Source organism: Enterobacter cloacae complex sp. IR5403 (assembly GCF_049238705.1).
Taxonomy (GTDB): Bacteria; Pseudomonadota; Gammaproteobacteria; order Enterobacterales; family Enterobacteriaceae; genus Enterobacter; species Enterobacter hormaechei_C.
Map to the genome: position 1 here is coordinate 327,115 of NZ_JBMKHP010000002.1, position 18,779 is coordinate 345,893.

The window sequence follows — 18,779 nt, forward strand, 5'->3', positions numbered from 1 at the left end:
ATTAACCCCAGAGTTTTTCCAGCTCATACAGGCGACGGCTCTCTTCCTGCATGACGTGGACAATCACATCGCCGAGATCGACAACCACCCAGTCAGCGGTCGCTTCACCTTCAACGCCCAGCGGAAGCAGCCCTGCCGCGCGCGATTCCTGAACAACATGGTCAGCAATCGAAACAACGTGACGAGTTGAGGTCCCGGTGCAGATGATCATGCAGTCGGTGATGCTGGATTTACCCTTAACGTCGATAGCGATGATGTCCTGACCTTTCAGGTCATCAATTTTGTCGATAACAAAATCCTGGAGTGCTTTACCCTGCAAGTTTTCCCCCTGGGTGAATGAGATTATACAACTATGATTTCGTGGCCAGTCAGTATACCTGAACTGACGCCAGTCGCGGGACAAATGTCACCGCCCGGCTTTTGAAGGCGGGTATCATCCCACCCTCCGCCTGAGATTGCATCGCCATTTTTGTAAAACAATTTCTGTAAAGCAGCGATCGGCGGGAAAGTCTGGCAGCGGAGGATATCAGTATGGCTTAGCCTGTCAAGGCAGGATAATCATTAACGGACAATTTCGCCGGCGATGATCAGACATCTGTACTTTTCTGATACAGACCGTGCGCATGGATATAGGCCAGCACGGACGAGGGGAGGAGATCGTCACAGTCTAAACCCTGCTGGAGACGCTCGCGGATGAGGGTTGCGGAAATATCAAACCACGGCGTTTCAGCGAGGTAAATTTTCCCGGCGGGGAGACTGTGCAGGTCTTCTATATTGTCCGTCAGATGCGCGTCAAGCCACTGCTGATGCTGCGCCTCGCGCATGGTCAGCGGGTAGCCCGGACGGCGGCAGACCAGCAGATGACTGTTTTCCAGGATGGTTTCGTACTGGTACCAGCTGGGAAAGTTGAGCAAGGAATCCTGGCCGATGATAAACGCCAGCGGTTTCATGGGCCCTTGCTCAGCGCGCCACTCCCGCAGCGTTTGCGATGTCCAGGAAGGGGTATCCCTGCGCAGTTCACGCTCATCCAGCGTGAAGAGAGGCTTATCGGCTATAGCCAGTGCGAGCATCGCTTTACGCTGCTCGCTGGTTGCTTCTGGCTGAGGACGGTGCGGCGGAACATTGTTGGGCATGATGATTACCCGCTGCAACCCAATCAAATTCGCGAGGATTTCTACCGGCTTAAGATGTCCATAGTGTACCGGGTCGAAGGTCCCGCCATACATGGCCTGTAAAGAATGCATATCACCCATCGATAAATACGTCTGCCAGCGCCTTATGGCAGAGCAGCAAAGAGAGGCTCTCCAGCTCCGCCCAGACAGACTGGCCGTAATCCTGTTTTAACGTCAGTTCGGCGCGCATCAGAAGTTGCACTGCCTGACGCAACTGCTCCTGGCTCAGGCGGTTTATCGCCTCCGTGGTCATCGCCCGACGGTTTTGCCAGACGCGATGTTTGTCGAATAAGGCGCGCAGGGGTGTATGTGCCGACTGGCGTTTAAGGTTGTTCAGCAGCAGTAATTCGCGCTGGAGCGTACGGAGCAGGATGACCGGCTCACTCCCTTCCAGGCGCAGCTGTTGCAGGATGTGCAGAGCACGCTTACTTTTCGCCGACAGCAGCGCATCAACCCAGTGGAAGGGGGTAAAGTGCGCGGCATCATTCACCGCCTGTTCCACGCGCGGCAGCGTCAGCTTGCCATCGGGCCACAGCAGGGCTAGCCTGTCCAGCGCCTGCGCCAGTGCCAGAAGGTTGCCTTCGTAGCAGTAGCACAGGAGCTGACTGGCGGCCTCATCCAGCTGCAAATTGTGCTGCCTGGCTCGCGCGGCAACCCATTTTGGCAGATGTGCCTGCTCTGGCGTCTGGCAGGTGATCAGCACCGCACTGGGGGCAAGCCGGGTAAACCAGGCCGCGTTTTCCTGCGCTTTTGTGAGTTTGTTGCCGCGTACGATAAGCAGCAGATCGCCGTGTAACAAACTCACGAGCATAGCCAGCTGTTCATTGATGGCAGCGTTAGGTCCATTCTCCGGCAGCAGGATCTGGATTGTCTGACGAGAGGCAAACAGGCTCATGGCCTGACAAAGCGAGAAGATAGCGTTCCAGTCGGTACTGTTATCGATCTGGAACGTATGATGCTCATCGAAACCCTGCGCGGCTGCCGCATGGCGAACCGCATCAAGGCTTTCCTGAAGTAACAGGGGGTCATTGCCGAGTAGCAGATAGGCCGCGCGCAGCCCTTCGTTGAGCTGCGCGCGGAGTTGTTCAGGATACAACCTGATCATCAGTTACCCAGCGACGTTGGCATATCCGGCGTGCTGGCATCCGGTGTTTCGATGACGTCAGCGCCTTTTTTCGTCGACGCGGCAATGGCAGGCAGTCTGCGGATCAGCTGTTCCGCGGCCTTATCGTACATTTCCTTGATGATAATCTGCTGTTCGGCGTCTTTTGCCAGCGCCGTCTGCGGGTTATCAAAGAACGAGCGGTAGACTTTGGTACTGATAGGGTAAATATCTTTACCTGGCATCAAGACGGCCGCATCAACGGTAAGCACCATCTGATATTCCGCCGTCCGCCCATCCTGGAAGATCGAGGCCGTATCTTGTGACAGCGTTGATTTCAGGACGCGAAGCGAAGGAACATCCTGACGCAGGGTTTCCTTCTCGATCAGCTCAACATCGTTCAAACGCAGCTGGTTACGAATGGCCCGGCTCAGCGGTCCGTTCGGATCGGATGAGTCGAAGATCATTGTTTTCATCTGAGCAGGCACTGCCGTGGTGTTGCGCAGGTGCCAGCCACAGCCAGCGGTGACCAGCACCGCCAGAGATAAGAGTATTGTTGCCAGTTGTCGCACGTTTCCTCCCGCGCTTAGCCAACGACCAGATTCAGCAGTTTACCCGGTACGTAGATCACTTTACGTACGGTAACGCCCTCAAGGTATTTCGCGACCAGATGCTCCTGGCCTGCGCGCTCGCGAACCTGTTCTTCGGTTGCGTCGACCGCGACGGTAATTTTACCGCGCACTTTACCGTTAACCTGCACCACCACCAGCGTGGTATTTTCCACCATAGCGGATTCATCCGCCACTGGCCACGGCGCGTTGTCGATATCGCCTTCGCCTTTCAGTTCCTGCCACAGGGTGAAGCTAACGTGCGGCGTGAACGGGTTCAGCATGCGAACGACCGCCAGCAGCGCTTCACGCATTAACGCGCGATCCTGCTCGCCATCCTGCGGAGCTTTCGCCAGCTTGTTCATCAGTTCCATAATAGCCGCAATTGCGGTATTGAAGGTCTGACGACGACCAATATCATCGGTGACTTTCGCAATGGTTTTATGAACATCACGACGCAGCGCCTGCTGATCTTCGCTCAGTGCAGCCACGTTCAGCGCTGGCGCATCACCCTGAGAGGTGTGCTCGTACACCAGTTTCCAGACGCGCTTCAGGAAGCGGTTTGCCCCTTCAACGCCGGATTCCTGCCATTCCAGCGTCATATCTGCCGGGGAAGCGAACATCATGAACAGACGCACGGTGTCAGCGCCGTAACGCTCAACCATTACCTGCGGGTCGATACCGTTATTTTTCGACTTGGACATCTTGCTCATGCCGGTATACACCAGTTCATGACCTTCGGCGTCTTTCGCCTTCACGATACGGCCTTTCTCGTCGCGCTCCACAATCGCATCAACCGGAGAAACCCAGTTACGCTCGCCGTTCGCGCCAACGTAGTAGAACGCATCTGCCAGCACCATACCCTGACACAGCAGCTGTTTTGCCGGCTCGTCGGAGTTGACGAGGCCTGCGTCACGCATCAGTTTGTGGAAGAAGCGGAAGTAGAGCAGGTGCATGATGGCGTGTTCAATGCCACCGATGTAGATGTCTACCGGCAGCCAGTAGTTTGCTGCATCGGAATCCAGCATGCCTTCTTTGTACTGCGGGCAGGTGTAGCGCGCATAGTACCAGGAGGATTCCATAAAGGTGTCAAAGGTGTCGGTTTCACGCAGCGCAGGCTGACCGTTGACGGTGGTTTTCGCCCACTCAGGATCGGCTTTGATCGGGCTGGTGATGCCGTCCATGACCACGTCTTCCGGCAGGATCACCGGCAGCTGATCTTCCGGCGTTGGCATCACGGTGCCATCTTCCAGAGTCACCATTGGGATTGGCGCACCCCAGTAACGCTGACGGGAAACGCCCCAGTCGCGCAGACGGTAGTTCACTTTACGCTCGCCCACGCCCAGGGAGGCCAGCTTGTCGGCGATGGCGTTGAAGCCCTCTTCGAAGCTCAGGCCGCTGAACTCACCGGAGTTAAACAGGGTGCCTTTTTCAGTCAGCGCTTGCTCAGAGAGATCCGGTTCAGAGCCGTCAGCAGCAAGAATAACAGGCTTGATGGTCAGGCCGTATTTGGTGGCAAATTCGTAGTCGCGCTGGTCGTGACCCGGCACGGCCATCACGGCGCCTCTGCCGTATTCCATCAGTACGAAGTTGGCGGCCCAGACAGGGATCGCTTCGCCCGTCAGTGGGTGAATGGCTTTAAAGCCGGTATCAACGCCTTTTTTCTCCATCATCGCCATGTCGGCTTCGGCCACTTTAGTATTGCGGCATTCGTCGATGAAGGTCGCCAGTTCCGGATTGTTTTCTGCCGCTTTCTGCGCCAGCGGGTGACCTGCGGCCACGGCCAGGTAGGTCGCGCCCATAAAGGTGTCCGGACGGGTGGTGTAGACGGTCAGGGTCTGGTCGTAGTTCTCAACGTTGAAGGTAATTTCCACACCTTCGGAACGGCCGATCCAGTTGCGCTGCATGGTCTTAACGGTATCTGGCCAGTGGTCCAGATTATCCAGATCGTTCAGCAGTTCGTCAGCGTAGGCAGTGATTTTGATAAACCACTGCGGGATCTCTTTACGCTCTACTTTGGTGTCGCAGCGCCAGCAGCAGCCATCGATAACCTGTTCGTTCGCGAGAACGGTCTGGTCATTCGGGCACCAGTTAACGGCAGAGGTCTTCTTGTACACCAGGCCTTTTTTATACAGCTCGGTGAAGAATTTCTGCTCCCAGCGGTAGTATTCCGGGGTACAGGTTGCCAGCTCGCGGCTCCAGTCATAGCCGAAGCCCAGCATTTTCAGCTGGTTTTTCATGTACGCGATGTTGTCGTACGTCCACGGCGCCGGTGCCGTGTTGTTTTTCACCGCCGCGCCTTCAGCAGGCAGGCCGAACGCATCCCAGCCGATAGGCTGAAGCACGTTTTTGCCCAGCATACGCTGGTAGCGCGCAATCACGTCACCGATGGTGTAGTTACGCACGTGGCCCATGTGTAGTCGACCAGAAGGATAGGGAAGCATCGACAGGCAGTAATACTTCTCTTTGCTCTCGTCTTCGGTTACTTCAAAGGTGCGCTTCTCGTCCCAGTGTTGCTGGACTTTTGATTCTATCTCTTCCGGGCGGTATTGCTCTTGCATGGCAGCCAGTGGTCCTGTGTTCAATACAGCTACAAATGTAGCCAATGGATGTGGTAATTCAGATCCGCATAGCATAGCCCAAACGCCCGCGTCAAAACAGCCTTTCACGCAAATGCACTTTGCAGGAATTTACCGGGTCTGTGCTTCACCTGACAAAGCGGCGGCGAAATAAGGTCTATTATTAGAGACAGTTACTTACCCGGGAGGCAAAATGATGAACAAGGTTGCTCAATTTTACCGTGAACTGGTAGCGACTCTGACGGAACGGCTGCGTAACGGCGAGCGTGATATCGACGCGCTGGTCGAACAGGCACGCGCACGCGTGACGCAAACGGGTGAGTTAACGCGAACCGAAGTGGAAGAGGTAACGCGCGCCGTGCGTCGCGATCTGGAGGAGTTTGCGCGAAGCTATGAAGAGAGCCAGGACGAGATCGCCGACAGCGTTTTTATGCGGGTCATTAAAGAGAGCCTGTGGCAGGAGCTGGCGGATATTACCGATAAAACTCAGCTGGAATGGCGTGAGGTGTTTCAGGATTTAAACCACCACGGTGTCTATCACAGCGGCGAAGTAGTGGGGTTGGGGAATCTGGTGTGTGAGAAGTGCCACCACCATATAGCCGTTTATACGCCAGAGGTGTTGTCGCTGTGTCCGAAGTGCGGGCACGACCAGTTCCAGCGTCGGCCATTTGAGCCATAAGTAAAAGCGCAGGTTTATTCCCTCTCCCACAGGGAGAGGGTCGGGGTGAGGGCATCAGGCCGCAGAATAATAAGCCAGCCGCTCCGCCAGCAAATCCACAAACGCTTCCCGATCGATATCCACCATCACCGTGGTATTCGGCTTGTTTCCCGTCAGCGAGTAATAGTCCACCACCGTCATTCCCTGGGTATATTTCCCCTGTGTTTCCACACCAACCCAACGCTCGACCGTGGTAAACATCTCCGGCTTCAGCAGCCAGGCGATGGTGCATGGGTCATGCAGCGGGGCGCCGTGGAAGCCCCACTTCTCGGCTTTGTGATACTCCATAAAGAAGTCGAGCAGCTCTGCCACGGTCGTTGCAACCGGGTTGCCCACAGAACGGAATCGTTCGATGTCCTGCGCCATAATTTGTGCGCGGTGGGTAACGTCCAGCCCCGCCATCACAATCGGCAGGCCAGACTGGAAGACGATTTCCGCGGCTTCCGGGTCAACGAAGATGTTGAATTCCGCGGCTGGCGTCCAGTTTCCCAGCCCCATTGCCCCGCCCATGATGACGATACGGGCGATGTTGCTGTGCAGTTCAGGATGGCTGTTCAGCAGCAGCGCAACGTTGGTCTGCGGGCCGGTCGCCACCAGCGTCACGGGCTCGGCGCTTTCACGTAGCACCTTCGCCATGAGCTCGACGGCAGTGCAGTTTTGCGGTGCGAAATCCGGCTCCGGCAGCGCCGGACCATCCAGCCCACTTTCACCGTGAACGTTATCCGCAATGATCAGCTCGCGCATCAGCGGCTTAACGGCGCCACCAGAGACCGGAATATCGGTGCGTTTCAGCAGCGTCAACATGCGCAACACGTTTCGCAAGGTTTTATCCGGCGTCTGGTTTCCGGCGGAGGAGGTGACAGCTTTTACGTCCAGTTCAGGGGAAGCAAGAGCAAGGACGAGTGCGATCGCGTCATCATGACCCGGATCGCAGTCGAGAATAATTGGCTGTGCCATAGCGTTCTCCATTCTCAGCATTATTTGTGACAAGGTTAACGCTGCGATGTGACGCCGAATAGAAAAAGAGATCTAAAGCGTGAAGCAGTGCGCAATCCGCAGATTGCGCACTAAAAAGATTAATGCAGGATTTTGGCGAGGAAGTCTTTTGCTCGTTCAGATTTAGGATTGGCGAAGAACTCTTCTTTCGGTGAGTCTTCAACAATTTTCCCTTCATCCATGAAGATCACGCGGTTGGCCACTTTACGGGCGAAGCCCATTTCGTGCGTCACCACCATCATGGTCATCCCTTCGTGCGCCAGCTCCACCATGACGTCCAGCACTTCGTTGATCATCTCAGGGTCGAGCGCCGACGTCGGCTCATCAAACAGCATCGCCACCGGATCCATGCACAGCGCACGCGCGATTGCCACACGCTGCTGTTGCCCGCCCGAAAGCTGCGCCGGGAACTTATCCGCATGCGCAGACAGCCCGACGCGTTCCAGCAGCTTCAGCCCCTTTTCGCGCGCCGCTTTTTTGTCGCGCTTCAGCACTTTGACCTGCGCCAGCGTCAGGTTCTCAATGATGGACAGGTGAGGGAACAGCTCAAAATGCTGGAACACCATCCCTACGTGGGAGCGAAGCTGGGCAAGGTTGGTTTTGCGGTCATTCACTTTGGTGCCGTTAACGACAATCTCGCCCTGCTGGACAGGTTCCAGCCCATTAACGGTTTTGATAAGCGTCGACTTACCGGAACCGGACGGGCCGCAAACTACCACCACATCGCCTTTTTTCACTTCTGTTGAGCAGTCGGTCAGCACCTGAAAGTGCCCATACCATTTAGAAACATTTTTCAGGGAAATCATTATACCGTCCTTTTCTTCAGCCAGCTGACCAACAGCGATGCGCTTAAACTAATCACAAAATAGACCCCGCCCGCGAAGAGGATCATCTCAACCTGCGTTCCGTCACGTTCGCCAATGGTGGAGGCGGTACGGAAGAAGTCTGCCAGACTCAGCACGTAGACCAGGGAGGTATCCTGGAACAGGACGATGCCCTGCGTCAGCAGCAGCGGAACCATGGCGCGAAACGCCTGCGGCAGAATTATGAGCTTCATGGACTGCCAGTGCGTCATACCGAGCGCCAGCGCAGCGCTGGACTGCCCGCGAGAGATACTCTGAATACCTGCGCGGATGATCTCTGAGTAGTAGGCGGCTTCAAACATGGAAAACGCCACCATGGCAGAGATCAGGCGGATATCGGTCTTTGGCGACAGTCCCAGTACGTTCTGTAAAAAGCCGGGAACAATCAGGTAAAACCACAGCAGCACCATGACCAGTGGAATGGAGCGGAACACGTTAACGTAAGCCGTGGCAAACCAGGCGAGCGGCTTAAAGCTCGACAGGCGCATCACTGCCAGCAGGGTGCCCCAGACAATACCGACGATAATGGCGATAACGGTGATCTTTAAGGTGATTGCCAGTCCATCCAGCAGATAGGGCATGGAGGGAACAATAGAACTCCAGTCAAAATCGTACATTTATTTGCCCCCCAGATTGCCCGGCAGGCGTACTTTGCGTTCAACCAGGTTCATCACCAGCATGATGAATGCGTTAATCAGAACATAGGCGAGCGTGATCGCCGTGAAGGATTCCCATGCGTGAGCGGAATAATCCAGCAGTTTGCCCGCCTGCGCCGCCATATCTACCAGACCAATGGTTGAGGCGATAGCCGAGTTTTTTACCAGGTTCATCATCTCGGACGTCATCGGCGGAACGATGACGCGGTAAGCGTTCGGCAGCAGTACGTAACGGTAGGCCTGAGGCAGAGTCAGGCCCATCGCCAGTGCCGCATTCTTTTGCCCGCGCGGCAGTGACTGTATGGCGGCACGTACCTGCTCGCAGACGCGCGCAGCGGTGAACAGCCCCAGACACAGCATGGAGGAGACAAAAAATTGTACGTTAGGATCCAGCTCGGCCTTAAACCACATGCCGAGATCTTCCGGCAGCAGTTCCGGGATCACCAGATACCAGGTAAAGAACTGCACGATCAGCGGAACGTTACGGAACAGTTCCACATAGAGCGTGCCAATCGAAGAGAGAAAACGGTTAGGGACGGTACGCAGAATACCGAACAGCGAACCGACAAGAAACGCGATAATCCACGCCGTTATCGATAACGCAACGGTAACCTGAAAGCCGCTCCACAGCCAGCCGAGATAGGTGGTGTTGCCGAACGGGGCTTGTTGCAGAAAGATGCCCCAGTTCCAGTCAATTGACATAGTAAACTCCAGAAAAAAAAGGGTAGCAGCGCTACCCTCGAAGATTGGTGAGAAGCTCAATTTTTGCGCTGAGTGGGGAACGACCACTCAACGTATAGTCTGTCCATGCTTCCCGACAATCGAGAGGGCAGGAGAGCCCGCCCCTGTCGTTCTAATTAGTTAAGAGCTTTGTCGTTTGGTGATTTGAACAGCGCTTTCATGTCGTCAGACAGTTCAAAGTTCATGTTCAGGTTTTTTGGTGGAATTGGGTTTTTGAACCATTTGTCGAACCATTTTGCCGCTTCGCCAGAGGTTTGCGCCTGAGCGATGGTGTCATCGATCAGTTTCTTGAAGTCCTCGTCACCTTTACGCAGCATACAGCCGTAGGCTTCTTTCGACTGGGCGGTACCGACGATTTCCCAGTTGTCTGGTTTCTTCGCTTTCGCGCGCTCGCCTGCCAGCAGGGCGTCATCCATCATAAACGCAACAGCACGGCCGCTTTCCAGGGTACGGAAGGAGTCGCCATGGTCTTTCGCGCTGATGATGCGCATGTCCATTTTCTTCTCGTCGTTCAGCTTGTGCAGCAGCACTTCGGACGTGGTACCGGAGGTCACGACAACCGCTTTGCCTTTCAGGTCAGCAAAATCTTTGATATCGCCGCCTTTCTTCGTCAGCAGGCGGGTGCCCACAACGAAGATGGTGTTCGAGAAAGCGGCCTGTTTCTGACGCTCAAGGTTGTTGGTGGTTGAGCCACATTCAAAATCAAATGTGCCGTTTTGCAGCAGAGGAATACGGTTTTGTGAAGTGATGGGGATCAGCTTCACTTGCAGGTCAGGTTTGTTCAGCTTTTTCTTCACGGCTTCAACGATGGCGTTGGAGTAATCCTGTGAATAGCCCACGACTTTTTGCGTGTTGTCGTAGTAAGAGAACGGGACAGAAGATTCACGGTGGCCGACCACGATCACGCCGTTTTTGGCAATCTTGTCGAGAGTGCTTCCTGCTGCCGGAGCGTCTTCAGCGTGGACAACCCCCGCAGACATTCCCATAACCAGCATTGCTGTGGCCAGTTTACGTAATTGCATACCCAACTCCTTTCTTATCAGCGCCAGTGACGCATAGATACCCATTGTGATGTTGTTATATCTCGCGCAATGCGAGTGCAGTGTTATGCAAGCTTGTTAACATTTAGTCTGGCTTAATGTAAAGATTTTGCTGCGTTATTGTTTATTTTTGCGAAGCGCGCCGCACCATTCAGAGGCAATAATCCCTCGTTGCACCTTTTCGGTGCTACCGATGATCTACGCTGGTGCGACAAGGTTGCACGTTAAGCCAGACAGCGTTTGCGTGAATAAATAAAGCAACAGGCGTGCCAGAATTGCAGTTTGGGAGGAAATTGTTGGGTGGCGGCGGTGCCGGAAAGTTGGCCGGGTAAGGCGTAGCCGCCACCCGGCAACAGAAGGTAAGGTTATTTACGACGCTGACGCAGGCTCATCAGTACGGCGGCAAAACCGAACAGCGTAGTCAGGATCCACAGCGGCCAGTTCCCGGTGCGCGCGTAAGGGGTAAGCCCGGTAGTTGGCGTGACGTTAGTGGTCAACACCTCACGGGTAAACTGCGGGATCATGGCCTGGATTTCACCCTGCGGACCAATCACAGCGGTAATGCCGTTATTGGTGCTGCGCAGCAACGGACGCGCCAGCTCCAGAGAACGCATTCGCGCCATCTGGAAGTGCTGCCACGGGCCAATCGATTTACCGAACCACGCATCGTTTGAGATGGTCAGCAGATAGTCGGTGTCCGGGCGGAAATTATCGCGCACCTGCTCGCCGAGGATAATCTCGTAGCAAATGGCGGCCGTCAGGGCAAAACCGTGCGCATGCAGCTGCGGCTGAACGTAAGGGCCCCGGCTGAATGAGGACATCGGCAAATCAAAGAACGGTGCCAGTGGGCGCAGAATTGATTCCAGCGGAACAAATTCGCCAAACGGTACAAGGTGGTTTTTGTTGTAGCGATTGGTGGAGGTATAGCTGTATTCGCTGTCCTTACCGAGCGTAATGATCGTGTTGTACGTGTCATAGCGGTTCTGCTGATTGAGACGCGCATCCACAATTCCGGTGATCAGCGTACTGCCGCGCGCGCGCAGCAGATCGTCCATCATCTTCAGGAAGGGCTGCTGATTGATCTCCAGGTCCGGGATCGCAGACTCAGGCCAGATGATGAGCTGCGATTTGCCCATCACCTTTTCAGTGGCGTTGGCGTAGATTTTCAGCGTGTTCAGCAGCTGATTCTCATCCCATTTCAGGGACTGCGGGATATCGCCCTGGACCAGAGAAACCTGCGTGGCGCGCGCGGGCTCCAGCGTAAACCACTGGATATAACGCAGCGGGAAGGGCAGGGCAAACAGGATTAACGCGGCAACCAGCGGCTTCCAGTTACGTGTCACCAGAGCCAGCACCAGAAGGCCGCTGACCGCCATGAGCAGGAAGTTGATCGCCTCCACGCCCATGACCGGGGCCAGGCCTTTCAGCGGGCCGTCTACCTGGCTATAGCCGAACTGCAACCACGGGAAACCGGTCAGTACCCAGCCGCGCAGAAATTCGGTGATTTGCCAGACAACGGGTGCCGCTATCGCCACGCGCAGCCAGGTCGTTTTTGGCCACAGGCGAGAGAGGATGCCCGCGAACAGGCCGGTGTAGAGCGAGAGATAGGCGGCGAGCAGCACAACCAGGAAGACGTTAACCGGCCCCGGCATTCCGCCAAATTGCGCGATACTGACGTAGACCCAGTTGATACCAGAGCCAAACAGCCCCAGCCCCCAGAAGTAGCCAATGGCCGCGGCCTGTACCGGACGGCGGTTCAGGGTAAGACCCTGTAGCCCCATCAGGGAGAGAATAGCGGCCGGCCAGATATCGTAAGGAGAAAAAGCCAGCGTACCGCTGGCTCCGAGTAACAGCGCCAGCAGCAAACGGACGCGCTGGCGTTCAAAGAGTGGGGCAAATGCCATTTACATTAATCTTCCAGTTTTGGCACCGGTGAGTCGTCCGGCATTCTGACATGAACCTGAATAATACGTCGGCTGTCAGCCATTGCGACCTTGAACTGGTAACCATCGATGTCAACGGTTTCACCGCGGGCCGGAAGATGGCCGAAGGCCTGCATCACCAGACCACCAATGGTGTCCACTTCTTCATCGCTGAAGCTGGTGCCAAAGGTATCGTTGAAGTCTTCAATGGAGGCCAGCGCGCGCACGGTCCAGGTGTGGCGGCTCAGCTGACGGAAGTCGATATCCTCTTCTTCGTCATACTCATCTTCGATTTCGCCCACGATCAGCTCAAGGATGTCTTCGATTGTGACCAGACCGGAAACGCCACCAAATTCATCAATAACAATCGCCATGTGATAGCGCTGGGAGCGAAACTCCTTCAGCATCCGATCCACACGTTTACTTTCCGGCACAACCACGGCCGGGCGTAACACCTTTTCCATACTGAAGGCTTCGGCATCGCTGCGCATAAACGGCAGCAGATCTTTCGCCATCAAAATCCCTTCAATGTGATCTTTGTCTTCGCTGATGACCGGGAAACGTGAGTGAGCCGATTCGATAATCACATCGAGGCACTCGTCCAGCGTCTGGTTGCGTTTCAGGGTAATCATCTGCGAGCGGGGGATCATGATGTCGCGGACGCGCTGGTCGGCGATGTCCATCACCCCTTCGAGCATTTCGCGCGTATCTTCGTCGATAAGGTCGTTCTGCCCGGAATCACGAATCAGCTCCAGCAGTTCATCACGGTTTTTCGGTTCGCCGTGGAAAAGCTGGTTCAGAATGAGAGAGAAAAATCCCTTTTTAGTGGTTGTCGTGTCGCTACTGTGTGAATTGTCGTCGCTCATGGCGTTTGTTAAGGGTTCTCTTGTTAGTTCAACGTTAACCGCCGCGCTATGTCCCTGCGCGGCGGCATGGTAGTCAGTGACTGACTATTCTTTCTCGGCAATGTACGGATCCTCATAGCCCAGAGCAAGCATTATCTCTGTCTCGAGGGATTCCATCTCTTCTGCTTCGTCATCTTCAATATGGTCGTAACCCAGAAGATGCAGGCTACCGTGCACCACCATGTGTGCCCAGTGCGCTTCCAGCGGCTTTTGCTGCTCTTTGGCTTCCTGCTCAACCACCTGACGGCAGATGATCAGATCGCCCAGCAGCGGCATCTCAATGCCCGGAGGGGCTTCGAACGGGAAAGAGAGCACGTTGGTCGGCTTATCTTTCCCGCGGTAGGTCAGGTTGAGCTCATGGCTTTCTGCTTCATCCACCAGGCGAATCGTGACCTCTGATTCTTCCTGAAACTGGGGGATAACGGCATCCAGCCATTTCTGAAACTGTGCCTCTTCTGGCATGCCGGAATTATCTTCACAGGCCAGCTGTAAATCGAGGATCACCTGACTCATTTCTGTTCTTGCTCCTGCGCTTCGCGCTTACGTTCTGCGGCCAGTTCGGCCCTGCGCTTCTGATCTGCCTCTTCCCAGGCCTCATAAGCGTTAACGATACGCGCGACCACCGGGTGGCGTACCACGTCTTCACTGTGGAAGAAGTTAAAGCTGATTTCCTCTACCTCGGCCAGGACTTCGATGGCGTGACGCAGACCCGATTTGGTGTTACGCGGCAGGTCAATCTGGGTGACGTCACCGGTGATAACCGCTTTCGAGTTAAAGCCAATACGCGTCAGGAACATCTTCATCTGTTCGATAGTGGTGTTCTGGCTCTCATCCAGAATGATGAACGCGTCGTTAAGCGTACGGCCACGCATGTAGGCGAGCGGGGCCACTTCAATCACGTTACGCTCGATGAGCTTTTCAACTTTCTCGAAGCCGAGCATTTCGAACAGCGCGTCATACAGCGGGCGCAGGTAGGGGTCCACTTTCTGACTTAAATCGCCTGGCAGGAAGCCGAGTTTCTCACCGGCTTCAACAGCAGGGCGGGTCAGCAGGATACGGCGGATCTCCTGACGCTCAAGCGCATCGACCGCAGCAGCAACGGCCAGATAGGTTTTACCCGTACCCGCCGGGCCCACGCCGAAGGTGATGTCATGGTCGAGAATATTGGCGATGTACTGCGCCTGGTTCGGGGTACGAGGCTTAATCACGCCGCGTTTAGTTTTGATGTTGATGGCTTTGCCATAGTCCGGCACGCTTTCCGCGCTCTGCTCAAGCACGCGCGCCTCTTTGATGGCCAGGTGGATCTGTTCAGGTTCAATATCCTGGATCTCACCGCGCATCGGGGCGGTATCAACATACAGGCTGCGGAGAATATCTGCCGCGGCGTTGACGCAGATTGGGCGTCCGGTGAGTTTGAAATGGTTATCGCGACGATTGATTTCGATACCCAGACGTCGCTCCAGTTGTTTGATGTTGTCATCAAACGGCCCGCACAGGCTCAGCAGGCGAGCGTTGTCTGCGGGCTCAAGGCTAATTTCACGCGTATCTATGTTCAAACTGTTCCTCTTTGAGTAGTTAACTGACTCGCCGCCACACGGCGTAATAAAACGGTCATTACCGAAATTATTCACGCCACAGAATAAAGGCGCAAGCGTTGCGGTAGATATTGGGGGTGATGAGAGGAAATACAAGGCCTGCCGGACAGGCAGGCCAGGAGGATCACGGCTGGTAAATGCCCACGCCAGAGTCGTTGACTTTGCGGGTGCGAGAGATAACAGACTCAGGCGTCTCGGCAATTCGCAGACCCATTTCGTCCTCAGTGCGTACCACCTTCCCGCGCAGCGAGTTCGTGAGCACTTCGACAATCTCGACGTCCACAAACTTACCGATCATGTCCGGGGTGCCTTCAAAATTCACCACGCGGTTATTTTCGGTTCGACCAGACAGTTCCATGATGCTCTTACGGGAAGTGCCTTCCACCAGAATACGCTGGACAGTGCCGAGCATACGACGACTCCAGGCGTTGGCCTGCTGGTTGATACGTTCCTGTAGAATATACAGACGCTGCTTTTTCTCTTCTTCCGGCACATCGTCAACCATATCGGCCGCAGGGGTGCCCGGGCGCGCAGAGAAGATGAAGCTGTAGCTGACGTCGAAATTCACCTCGCCGATGAGCTTCATGGTGCGCTCGAAGTCATCAGCGGTTTCGCCAGGGAAGCCGACGATAAAGTCGGAGCTAATCTGGATATCCGGGCGCGCTTCACGTAGCTTGCGGATGGTGGACTTATACTCGAGCACCGTATGTGGACGGCCCATCAGGTTCAGCACGCGGTCAGAGCCGCACTGGATCGGCAGGTGCAGGAAGCTCACCAGCTCTGGCGTATCGCGATAGACGTCAATAATGTCGTCGGTAAATTCCATCGGATGGCTGGTGGTAAAGCGAATACGGTCGATGCCGTCTATCGCCGCCACCAGACGCAGCAGTTCAGCAAAGCTGCCGGTGGTGCCGTCGTAATTTTCCCCGCGCCAGGCGTTCACGTTCTGACCCAGCAGGTTCACTTCGCGAACGCCCTGCGCGGCAAGCTGCGCGATTTCAAACAGAATATCGTCTGCCGGGCGGCTCACTTCTTCACCGCGGGTATAAGGCACCACGCAGTAAGTACAGTATTTGTTGCAGCCTTCCATGATGGAGACGAAGGCGGTCGGGCCATTAGCGCGCGGCTCTGGCAGTCGGTCAAATTTCTCGATCTCCGGGAAGCTCACGTCAACCACCGGGCTACGGCTGCCGCGAACCTGATTAATCATCTCTGGCAGGCGGTGCAGGGTCTGAGGGCCAAAAACGATATCCACATAGGGGGCTCTCTGGCGGATCAGCTTACCTTCCTGCGATGCGACGCAGCCACCCACGCCAATGATCAGGTCCGGATTTTTCCGTTTGAGAAGCTTCCAGCGGCCTAACACATGAAAGACTTTTTCCTGTGCTTTTTCACGAATTGAACAGGTGTTCAGCAGCAGCACATCGGCTTCTTTCGCATTTTCAGTCAGCTGGTATCCGTGGGTGGTATCCAGCAGATCGGCCATCTTCGATGAATCGTATTCGTTCATCTGACAGCCCCAGGTTTTTATATGGAGTTTTTTAGTCATCGACTTGCTCAGCTCAGGATTGCAAGCCGCGTATTGTAATGCTTTGGTGCGGTTGTGACCAGTATGAAGGTTGTCAACCTCAGGGCCGCAAAAATCCGGTAAACTTAAGGTATTCTTCAATAAGGAATAGTGACCATGACACTCCTGAACACCGAAGTTGCCGTTGTTGGCGGCGGTATGGTCGGCGGCGCACTGGCGCTGGGGCTGGCGCAGCAGGGATTTGACGTAACCGTTATTGAACAGGCGGCTCCGCCGGCATTCGATCCTGCCAGCCAACCGGACGTGCGTATTTCCGCCATCAGCGCGGCCTCTGTTGATCTGCTTCGCGGGCTGGGCGTCTGGGAGGCGGTGCTGGCGATGCGCGCGCACCCTTACAGCCGTCTTGAAACCTGGGAGTGGGAAAATGCTCACGTGTCGTTTGATGCCGCCGAGCTGAAACTGCCGCGCCTGGGCTATATGGTGGAAAACAACGTGCTCCAGCAGGCACTCTGGCAGGCGCTGGAGGCGCACCCGAAGGTGACGCTGCGCGTTCCGGACTCGCTGAAAGGCCTGCATCGTCATGAGGGCGGGTATCTCCTGACGCTGGATAACGACGATGAGCTGGCCGTGAAGCTGGTGGTGGGGGCGGATGGCGCGAACTCGCAGGTCAGGCAGATGGCAGGCATTGGGATCCATGCCTGGCAGTACCAGCAGTCCTGCATGCTGATCACCGTGCAGTCAGAAAACGCGCCGGGCGAAAGCACCTGGCAGCATTTTACGCCGAACGGCCCGCATGCATTCTTACCGCTGTTTGATAACTGGGCTTCGCTGGTGTGGTACGACAAACCGGCGCGCATTCGACAGTTGCAGGGTCTGTCCATGGATCAGTTGCAGCGCGAAATTCGCCAGCACTTCCCGAGCCGTCTGGGCAACGTGACCCCGGTTGCCGCCGGCGCATTCCCGCTGATGCGACGCCATGCGTTGCAGTATGCCCGTGAAGGACTGGTGCTGGTGGGGGACGCGGCGCACACCATTCATCCGCTGGCGGGGCAGGGGGTGAATCTGGGATACCGTGACGTCGATGCGTTACTGGATGTGCTGGGGAACGCTCGCGCCCATGCGGAAGCCTGGGCCAGCCTTCAGGTACTGAAGCGCTACCAGACGCGCCGCATGGCGGATAACTTCATTATGCAGTCGGGGATGGATCTGTTCTATGCCGGGTTTAGCAATGATGTTGGTCCGGTGCGTATAGTGCGCAATATTGGGTTGATGGCAGCGGAACGTGCCGGTGGTCTGAAGCGTCAGGCACTGAAATATGCCCTCGGACTCTAATCTTTATTCCCTCTCCCCGTGGGAGAGGGTTAGGGTGAGGGCATCAGGCCGCACTATTCTGAGCAACAAAAACAAAAAAGCCCGCAGAGCGGGCTTGTTTGTTTTAAGTGGCTGGGGTGCAGGGATTCGAACCCCGGAATGCTGGTATCAGAAACCAGAGCCTTACCGCTTGGCGACACCCCAATTGCGTTAAACAAACTGCTTAACGACTTTAAAGTGGCTGGGGTACGAGGATTCGAACCTCGGAATGCCGGAATCAGAATCCGGTGCCTTACCGCTTGGCGATACCCCAACAATGTTCAGTTTACCGAATCGTATTCGATAACATAAATATGGTGGCTACGACGGGATTCGAACCTGTGACCCCATCATTATGAGTGATGTGCTCTAACCAACTGAGCTACGTAGCCAGTACTGCAATCTTCGATGGCTGGGGTACCTGGATTCGAACCAGGGAATGCCGGTATCAAAAACCGGTGCCTTACCGCTTGGCGATACCCCAATACCGCGGAGAACCGCATGATCGAAGAAATATGGCTGGGGTACCTGGATTCGAACCAGGGAATGCCGGTATCAAAAACCGGTGCCTTACCGCTTGGCGATACCCCATCCGTGCAACGCTTACCTGGGAATGGTGCGGGAGGCGAGACTTGAACTCGCACACCTTGCGGCGCCAGAACCTAAATCTGGTGCGTCTACCAATTTCGCCACTCCCGCAAAAAAGATGGTGGCTACGACGGGATTCGAACCTGTGACCCCATCATTATGAGTGATGTGCTCTAACCAACTGAGCTACGTAGCCATCTTTTTTTCGCGTTACCTTATCGGCGTTGCGGGGCGCATTATGCGTATAGACCCTTGCAGCGTCAACACCTTTTTCAATGAAAATAGCCGGAATGTGACTGTTTGGTTAGGTTGCGAACAGCGAGGCCGAATATTCGACAATTATTGGTTATTAATCGATTTTATGCGGAGAAAAGAGAGGCAAAAAAATCAGGCCCCGGAGGGCCTGATGATACTCT

Annotated in this window: 17 protein-coding genes and 7 tRNA genes; 2 read left to right on the forward strand and 22 right to left on the reverse strand. The window is 55.3% G+C overall.

What is annotated here, in order from left to right:
* Nucleotide 1: 1 nt before the first annotated feature.
* The 5 genes from rsfS to leuS form a co-directional block, all read right to left on the reverse strand.
* Nucleotides 2-319 (reverse strand): ribosome silencing factor, encoded by a 318-nt coding sequence (gene rsfS / locus ACOTW6_RS04510; protein WP_003858696.1) that lies wholly within the window; start codon nucleotides 317-319, stop codon nucleotides 2-4.
* 268 nt (nucleotides 320-587) lie between these two features.
* Nucleotides 588-1,253, reverse strand: coding sequence for a nicotinate-nucleotide adenylyltransferase (gene nadD / locus ACOTW6_RS04515; RefSeq protein WP_062932202.1), 666 nt, complete (start codon nucleotides 1,251-1,253; stop codon nucleotides 588-590).
* Nucleotides 1,246-2,277 (reverse strand): DNA polymerase III subunit delta, encoded by a 1,032-nt coding sequence (gene holA / locus ACOTW6_RS04520; protein WP_062932201.1) that lies wholly within the window; start codon nucleotides 2,275-2,277, stop codon nucleotides 1,246-1,248. The genes nadD and holA overlap by 8 nt, the downstream gene beginning before the upstream one ends.
* On the reverse strand, nucleotides 2,277-2,846 hold the full coding sequence (gene lptE, locus ACOTW6_RS04525; protein ID WP_062932200.1) for an LPS assembly lipoprotein LptE: 570 nt from the start codon (nucleotides 2,844-2,846) through the stop codon (nucleotides 2,277-2,279). The genes holA and lptE overlap by 1 nt, the downstream gene beginning before the upstream one ends.
* A gap of 14 nt (nucleotides 2,847-2,860) precedes the next feature.
* The gene (gene leuS, locus ACOTW6_RS04530; protein ID WP_213788909.1) at nucleotides 2,861-5,443 is read right to left on the reverse strand and encodes a leucine--tRNA ligase; all 2,583 of its coding nucleotides are present in this window, start codon (nucleotides 5,441-5,443) and stop codon (nucleotides 2,861-2,863) included.
* A gap of 214 nt (nucleotides 5,444-5,657) precedes the next feature.
* Here leuS and ACOTW6_RS04535 point away from each other — a divergent pair, with 214 nt between their 5' ends.
* Nucleotides 5,658-6,140 carry a zinc ribbon-containing protein gene (locus ACOTW6_RS04535; protein WP_003858689.1) on the forward strand — a complete coding sequence of 161 codons (483 nt, stop codon included), beginning with the start codon at nucleotides 5,658-5,660 and terminating at the stop codon, nucleotides 6,138-6,140.
* Between the two features lie 54 nt (nucleotides 6,141-6,194).
* Here the strand turns inward: ACOTW6_RS04535 and rihA are convergent, their stop codons facing one another.
* The 10 genes from rihA to miaB all read right to left on the reverse strand — a co-directional run bounded on the left by rihA (nucleotide 6,195) and on the right by miaB (nucleotide 16,446).
* Nucleotides 6,195-7,136: a pyrimidine-specific ribonucleoside hydrolase RihA gene (gene rihA, locus ACOTW6_RS04540; RefSeq protein ID WP_062932198.1), complete on the reverse strand. Its 942-nt coding sequence runs from the start codon at nucleotides 7,134-7,136 to the stop codon at nucleotides 6,195-6,197.
* Nucleotides 7,137-7,255: 119 nt separating this feature from the next.
* Entirely contained in the window at nucleotides 7,256-7,981 is a 726-nt protein-coding gene (locus tag ACOTW6_RS04545) for an amino acid ABC transporter ATP-binding protein (protein ID WP_006809622.1), read from the reverse strand.
* Entirely contained in the window at nucleotides 7,981-8,655 is a 675-nt protein-coding gene (gene gltK, locus ACOTW6_RS04550; RefSeq protein WP_003858686.1) for a glutamate/aspartate ABC transporter permease GltK, read from the reverse strand. Before gltK ends, ACOTW6_RS04545 begins: the two co-directional genes overlap by 1 nt.
* Complete coding sequence (gene gltJ / locus ACOTW6_RS04555; RefSeq protein ID WP_015571133.1) at nucleotides 8,656-9,396, reverse strand: glutamate/aspartate ABC transporter permease GltJ; 741 nt, start codon at nucleotides 9,394-9,396, stop codon at nucleotides 8,656-8,658.
* Between the two features lie 155 nt (nucleotides 9,397-9,551).
* Entirely contained in the window at nucleotides 9,552-10,457 is a 906-nt protein-coding gene (locus ACOTW6_RS04560) for an amino acid ABC transporter substrate-binding protein (protein WP_047052994.1), read from the reverse strand.
* 383 nt (nucleotides 10,458-10,840) lie between these two features.
* The gene (gene lnt, locus ACOTW6_RS04565; RefSeq protein ID WP_063133828.1) at nucleotides 10,841-12,379 is read right to left on the reverse strand and encodes an apolipoprotein N-acyltransferase; all 1,539 of its coding nucleotides are present in this window, start codon (nucleotides 12,377-12,379) and stop codon (nucleotides 10,841-10,843) included.
* A 5-nt stretch (nucleotides 12,380-12,384) separates the two neighbouring features.
* On the reverse strand, nucleotides 12,385-13,263 hold the full coding sequence (gene corC / locus ACOTW6_RS04570) for a CNNM family magnesium/cobalt transport protein CorC (RefSeq protein WP_003858679.1): 879 nt from the start codon (nucleotides 13,261-13,263) through the stop codon (nucleotides 12,385-12,387).
* 84 nt (nucleotides 13,264-13,347) lie between these two features.
* A complete protein-coding gene (gene ybeY / locus ACOTW6_RS04575) occupies nucleotides 13,348-13,815 on the reverse strand; it encodes an rRNA maturation RNase YbeY (protein ID WP_003858677.1) in 468 nt (155 codons plus the stop codon).
* Nucleotides 13,812-14,858, reverse strand: coding sequence for a PhoH family protein (locus tag ACOTW6_RS04580; protein ID WP_045334353.1), 1,047 nt, complete (start codon nucleotides 14,856-14,858; stop codon nucleotides 13,812-13,814). The genes ybeY and ACOTW6_RS04580 overlap by 4 nt, the downstream gene beginning before the upstream one ends.
* A gap of 163 nt (nucleotides 14,859-15,021) precedes the next feature.
* The gene (gene miaB / locus ACOTW6_RS04585) at nucleotides 15,022-16,446 is read right to left on the reverse strand and encodes a tRNA (N6-isopentenyl adenosine(37)-C2)-methylthiotransferase MiaB (RefSeq protein WP_121479196.1); all 1,425 of its coding nucleotides are present in this window, start codon (nucleotides 16,444-16,446) and stop codon (nucleotides 15,022-15,024) included.
* A 135-nt stretch (nucleotides 16,447-16,581) separates the two neighbouring features.
* Between miaB and ubiF the strand changes: the two genes are divergently transcribed.
* Nucleotides 16,582-17,757, forward strand: a complete 1,176-nt coding sequence (ubiF, locus tag ACOTW6_RS04590; RefSeq protein ID WP_062932196.1) for a 3-demethoxyubiquinol 3-hydroxylase — start codon at nucleotides 16,582-16,584, stop codon at nucleotides 17,755-17,757.
* 108 nt (nucleotides 17,758-17,865) lie between these two features.
* Here ubiF and ACOTW6_RS04595 read toward each other — a convergent pair.
* From ACOTW6_RS04595 to ACOTW6_RS04625, 7 genes are all read right to left on the reverse strand, one after another.
* Nucleotides 17,866-17,940: transfer RNA gene (locus ACOTW6_RS04595), tRNA-Gln, on the reverse strand.
* 34 nt (nucleotides 17,941-17,974) lie between these two features.
* Nucleotides 17,975-18,049, reverse strand: a tRNA-Gln gene (locus ACOTW6_RS04600).
* A 41-nt stretch (nucleotides 18,050-18,090) separates the two neighbouring features.
* Nucleotides 18,091-18,167: transfer RNA gene (locus ACOTW6_RS04605), tRNA-Met, on the reverse strand.
* A 17-nt stretch (nucleotides 18,168-18,184) separates the two neighbouring features.
* Nucleotides 18,185-18,259: transfer RNA gene (locus tag ACOTW6_RS04610), tRNA-Gln, on the reverse strand.
* 32 nt (nucleotides 18,260-18,291) lie between these two features.
* Nucleotides 18,292-18,366 (reverse strand) — tRNA-Gln (locus ACOTW6_RS04615).
* Nucleotides 18,367-18,389: 23 nt separating this feature from the next.
* Nucleotides 18,390-18,474 (reverse strand) — tRNA-Leu (locus tag ACOTW6_RS04620).
* Between the two features lie 8 nt (nucleotides 18,475-18,482).
* A tRNA-Met gene (locus ACOTW6_RS04625) sits at nucleotides 18,483-18,559 on the reverse strand.
* Nucleotides 18,560-18,779 lie beyond the last annotated feature (220 nt).

Bases quoted from the DNA above. Each gene is read 5' to 3' on its own strand.
- ubiF (WP_062932196.1), top strand. From the start codon at position 16,582: ATGACACTCCTGAACACCGAAGTTGCCGTTGTTGGCGGCGGTATGGTC.
- nadD (WP_062932202.1), bottom strand. From the start codon at position 1,253: ATGGGTGATATGCATTCTTTACAGGCCATGTATGGCGGGACCTTCGAC.
- ACOTW6_RS04545 (WP_006809622.1), bottom strand. From the start codon at position 7,981: ATGATTTCCCTGAAAAATGTTTCTAAATGGTATGGGCACTTTCAGGTG.
- gltJ (WP_015571133.1), bottom strand. From the start codon at position 9,396: ATGTCAATTGACTGGAACTGGGGCATCTTTCTGCAACAAGCCCCGTTC.
- holA (WP_062932201.1), bottom strand. From the start codon at position 2,277: ATGATCAGGTTGTATCCTGAACAACTCCGCGCGCAGCTCAACGAAGGG.
- miaB (WP_121479196.1), bottom strand. From the start codon at position 16,446: ATGACTAAAAAACTCCATATAAAAACCTGGGGCTGTCAGATGAACGAA.
- lnt (WP_063133828.1), bottom strand. From the start codon at position 12,379: ATGGCATTTGCCCCACTCTTTGAACGCCAGCGCGTCCGTTTGCTGCTG.
- corC (WP_003858679.1), bottom strand. From the start codon at position 13,263: ATGAGCGACGACAATTCACACAGTAGCGACACGACAACCACTAAAAAG.
- rihA (WP_062932198.1), bottom strand. From the start codon at position 7,136: ATGGCACAGCCAATTATTCTCGACTGCGATCCGGGTCATGATGACGCG.
- ACOTW6_RS04535 (WP_003858689.1), top strand. From the start codon at position 5,658: ATGAACAAGGTTGCTCAATTTTACCGTGAACTGGTAGCGACTCTGACG.
- gltK (WP_003858686.1), bottom strand. From the start codon at position 8,655: ATGTACGATTTTGACTGGAGTTCTATTGTTCCCTCCATGCCCTATCTG.
- ACOTW6_RS04560 (WP_047052994.1), bottom strand. From the start codon at position 10,457: ATGCAATTACGTAAACTGGCCACAGCAATGCTGGTTATGGGAATGTCT.
- leuS (WP_213788909.1), bottom strand. From the start codon at position 5,443: ATGCAAGAGCAATACCGCCCGGAAGAGATAGAATCAAAAGTCCAGCAA.
- ybeY (WP_003858677.1), bottom strand. From the start codon at position 13,815: ATGAGTCAGGTGATCCTCGATTTACAGCTGGCCTGTGAAGATAATTCC.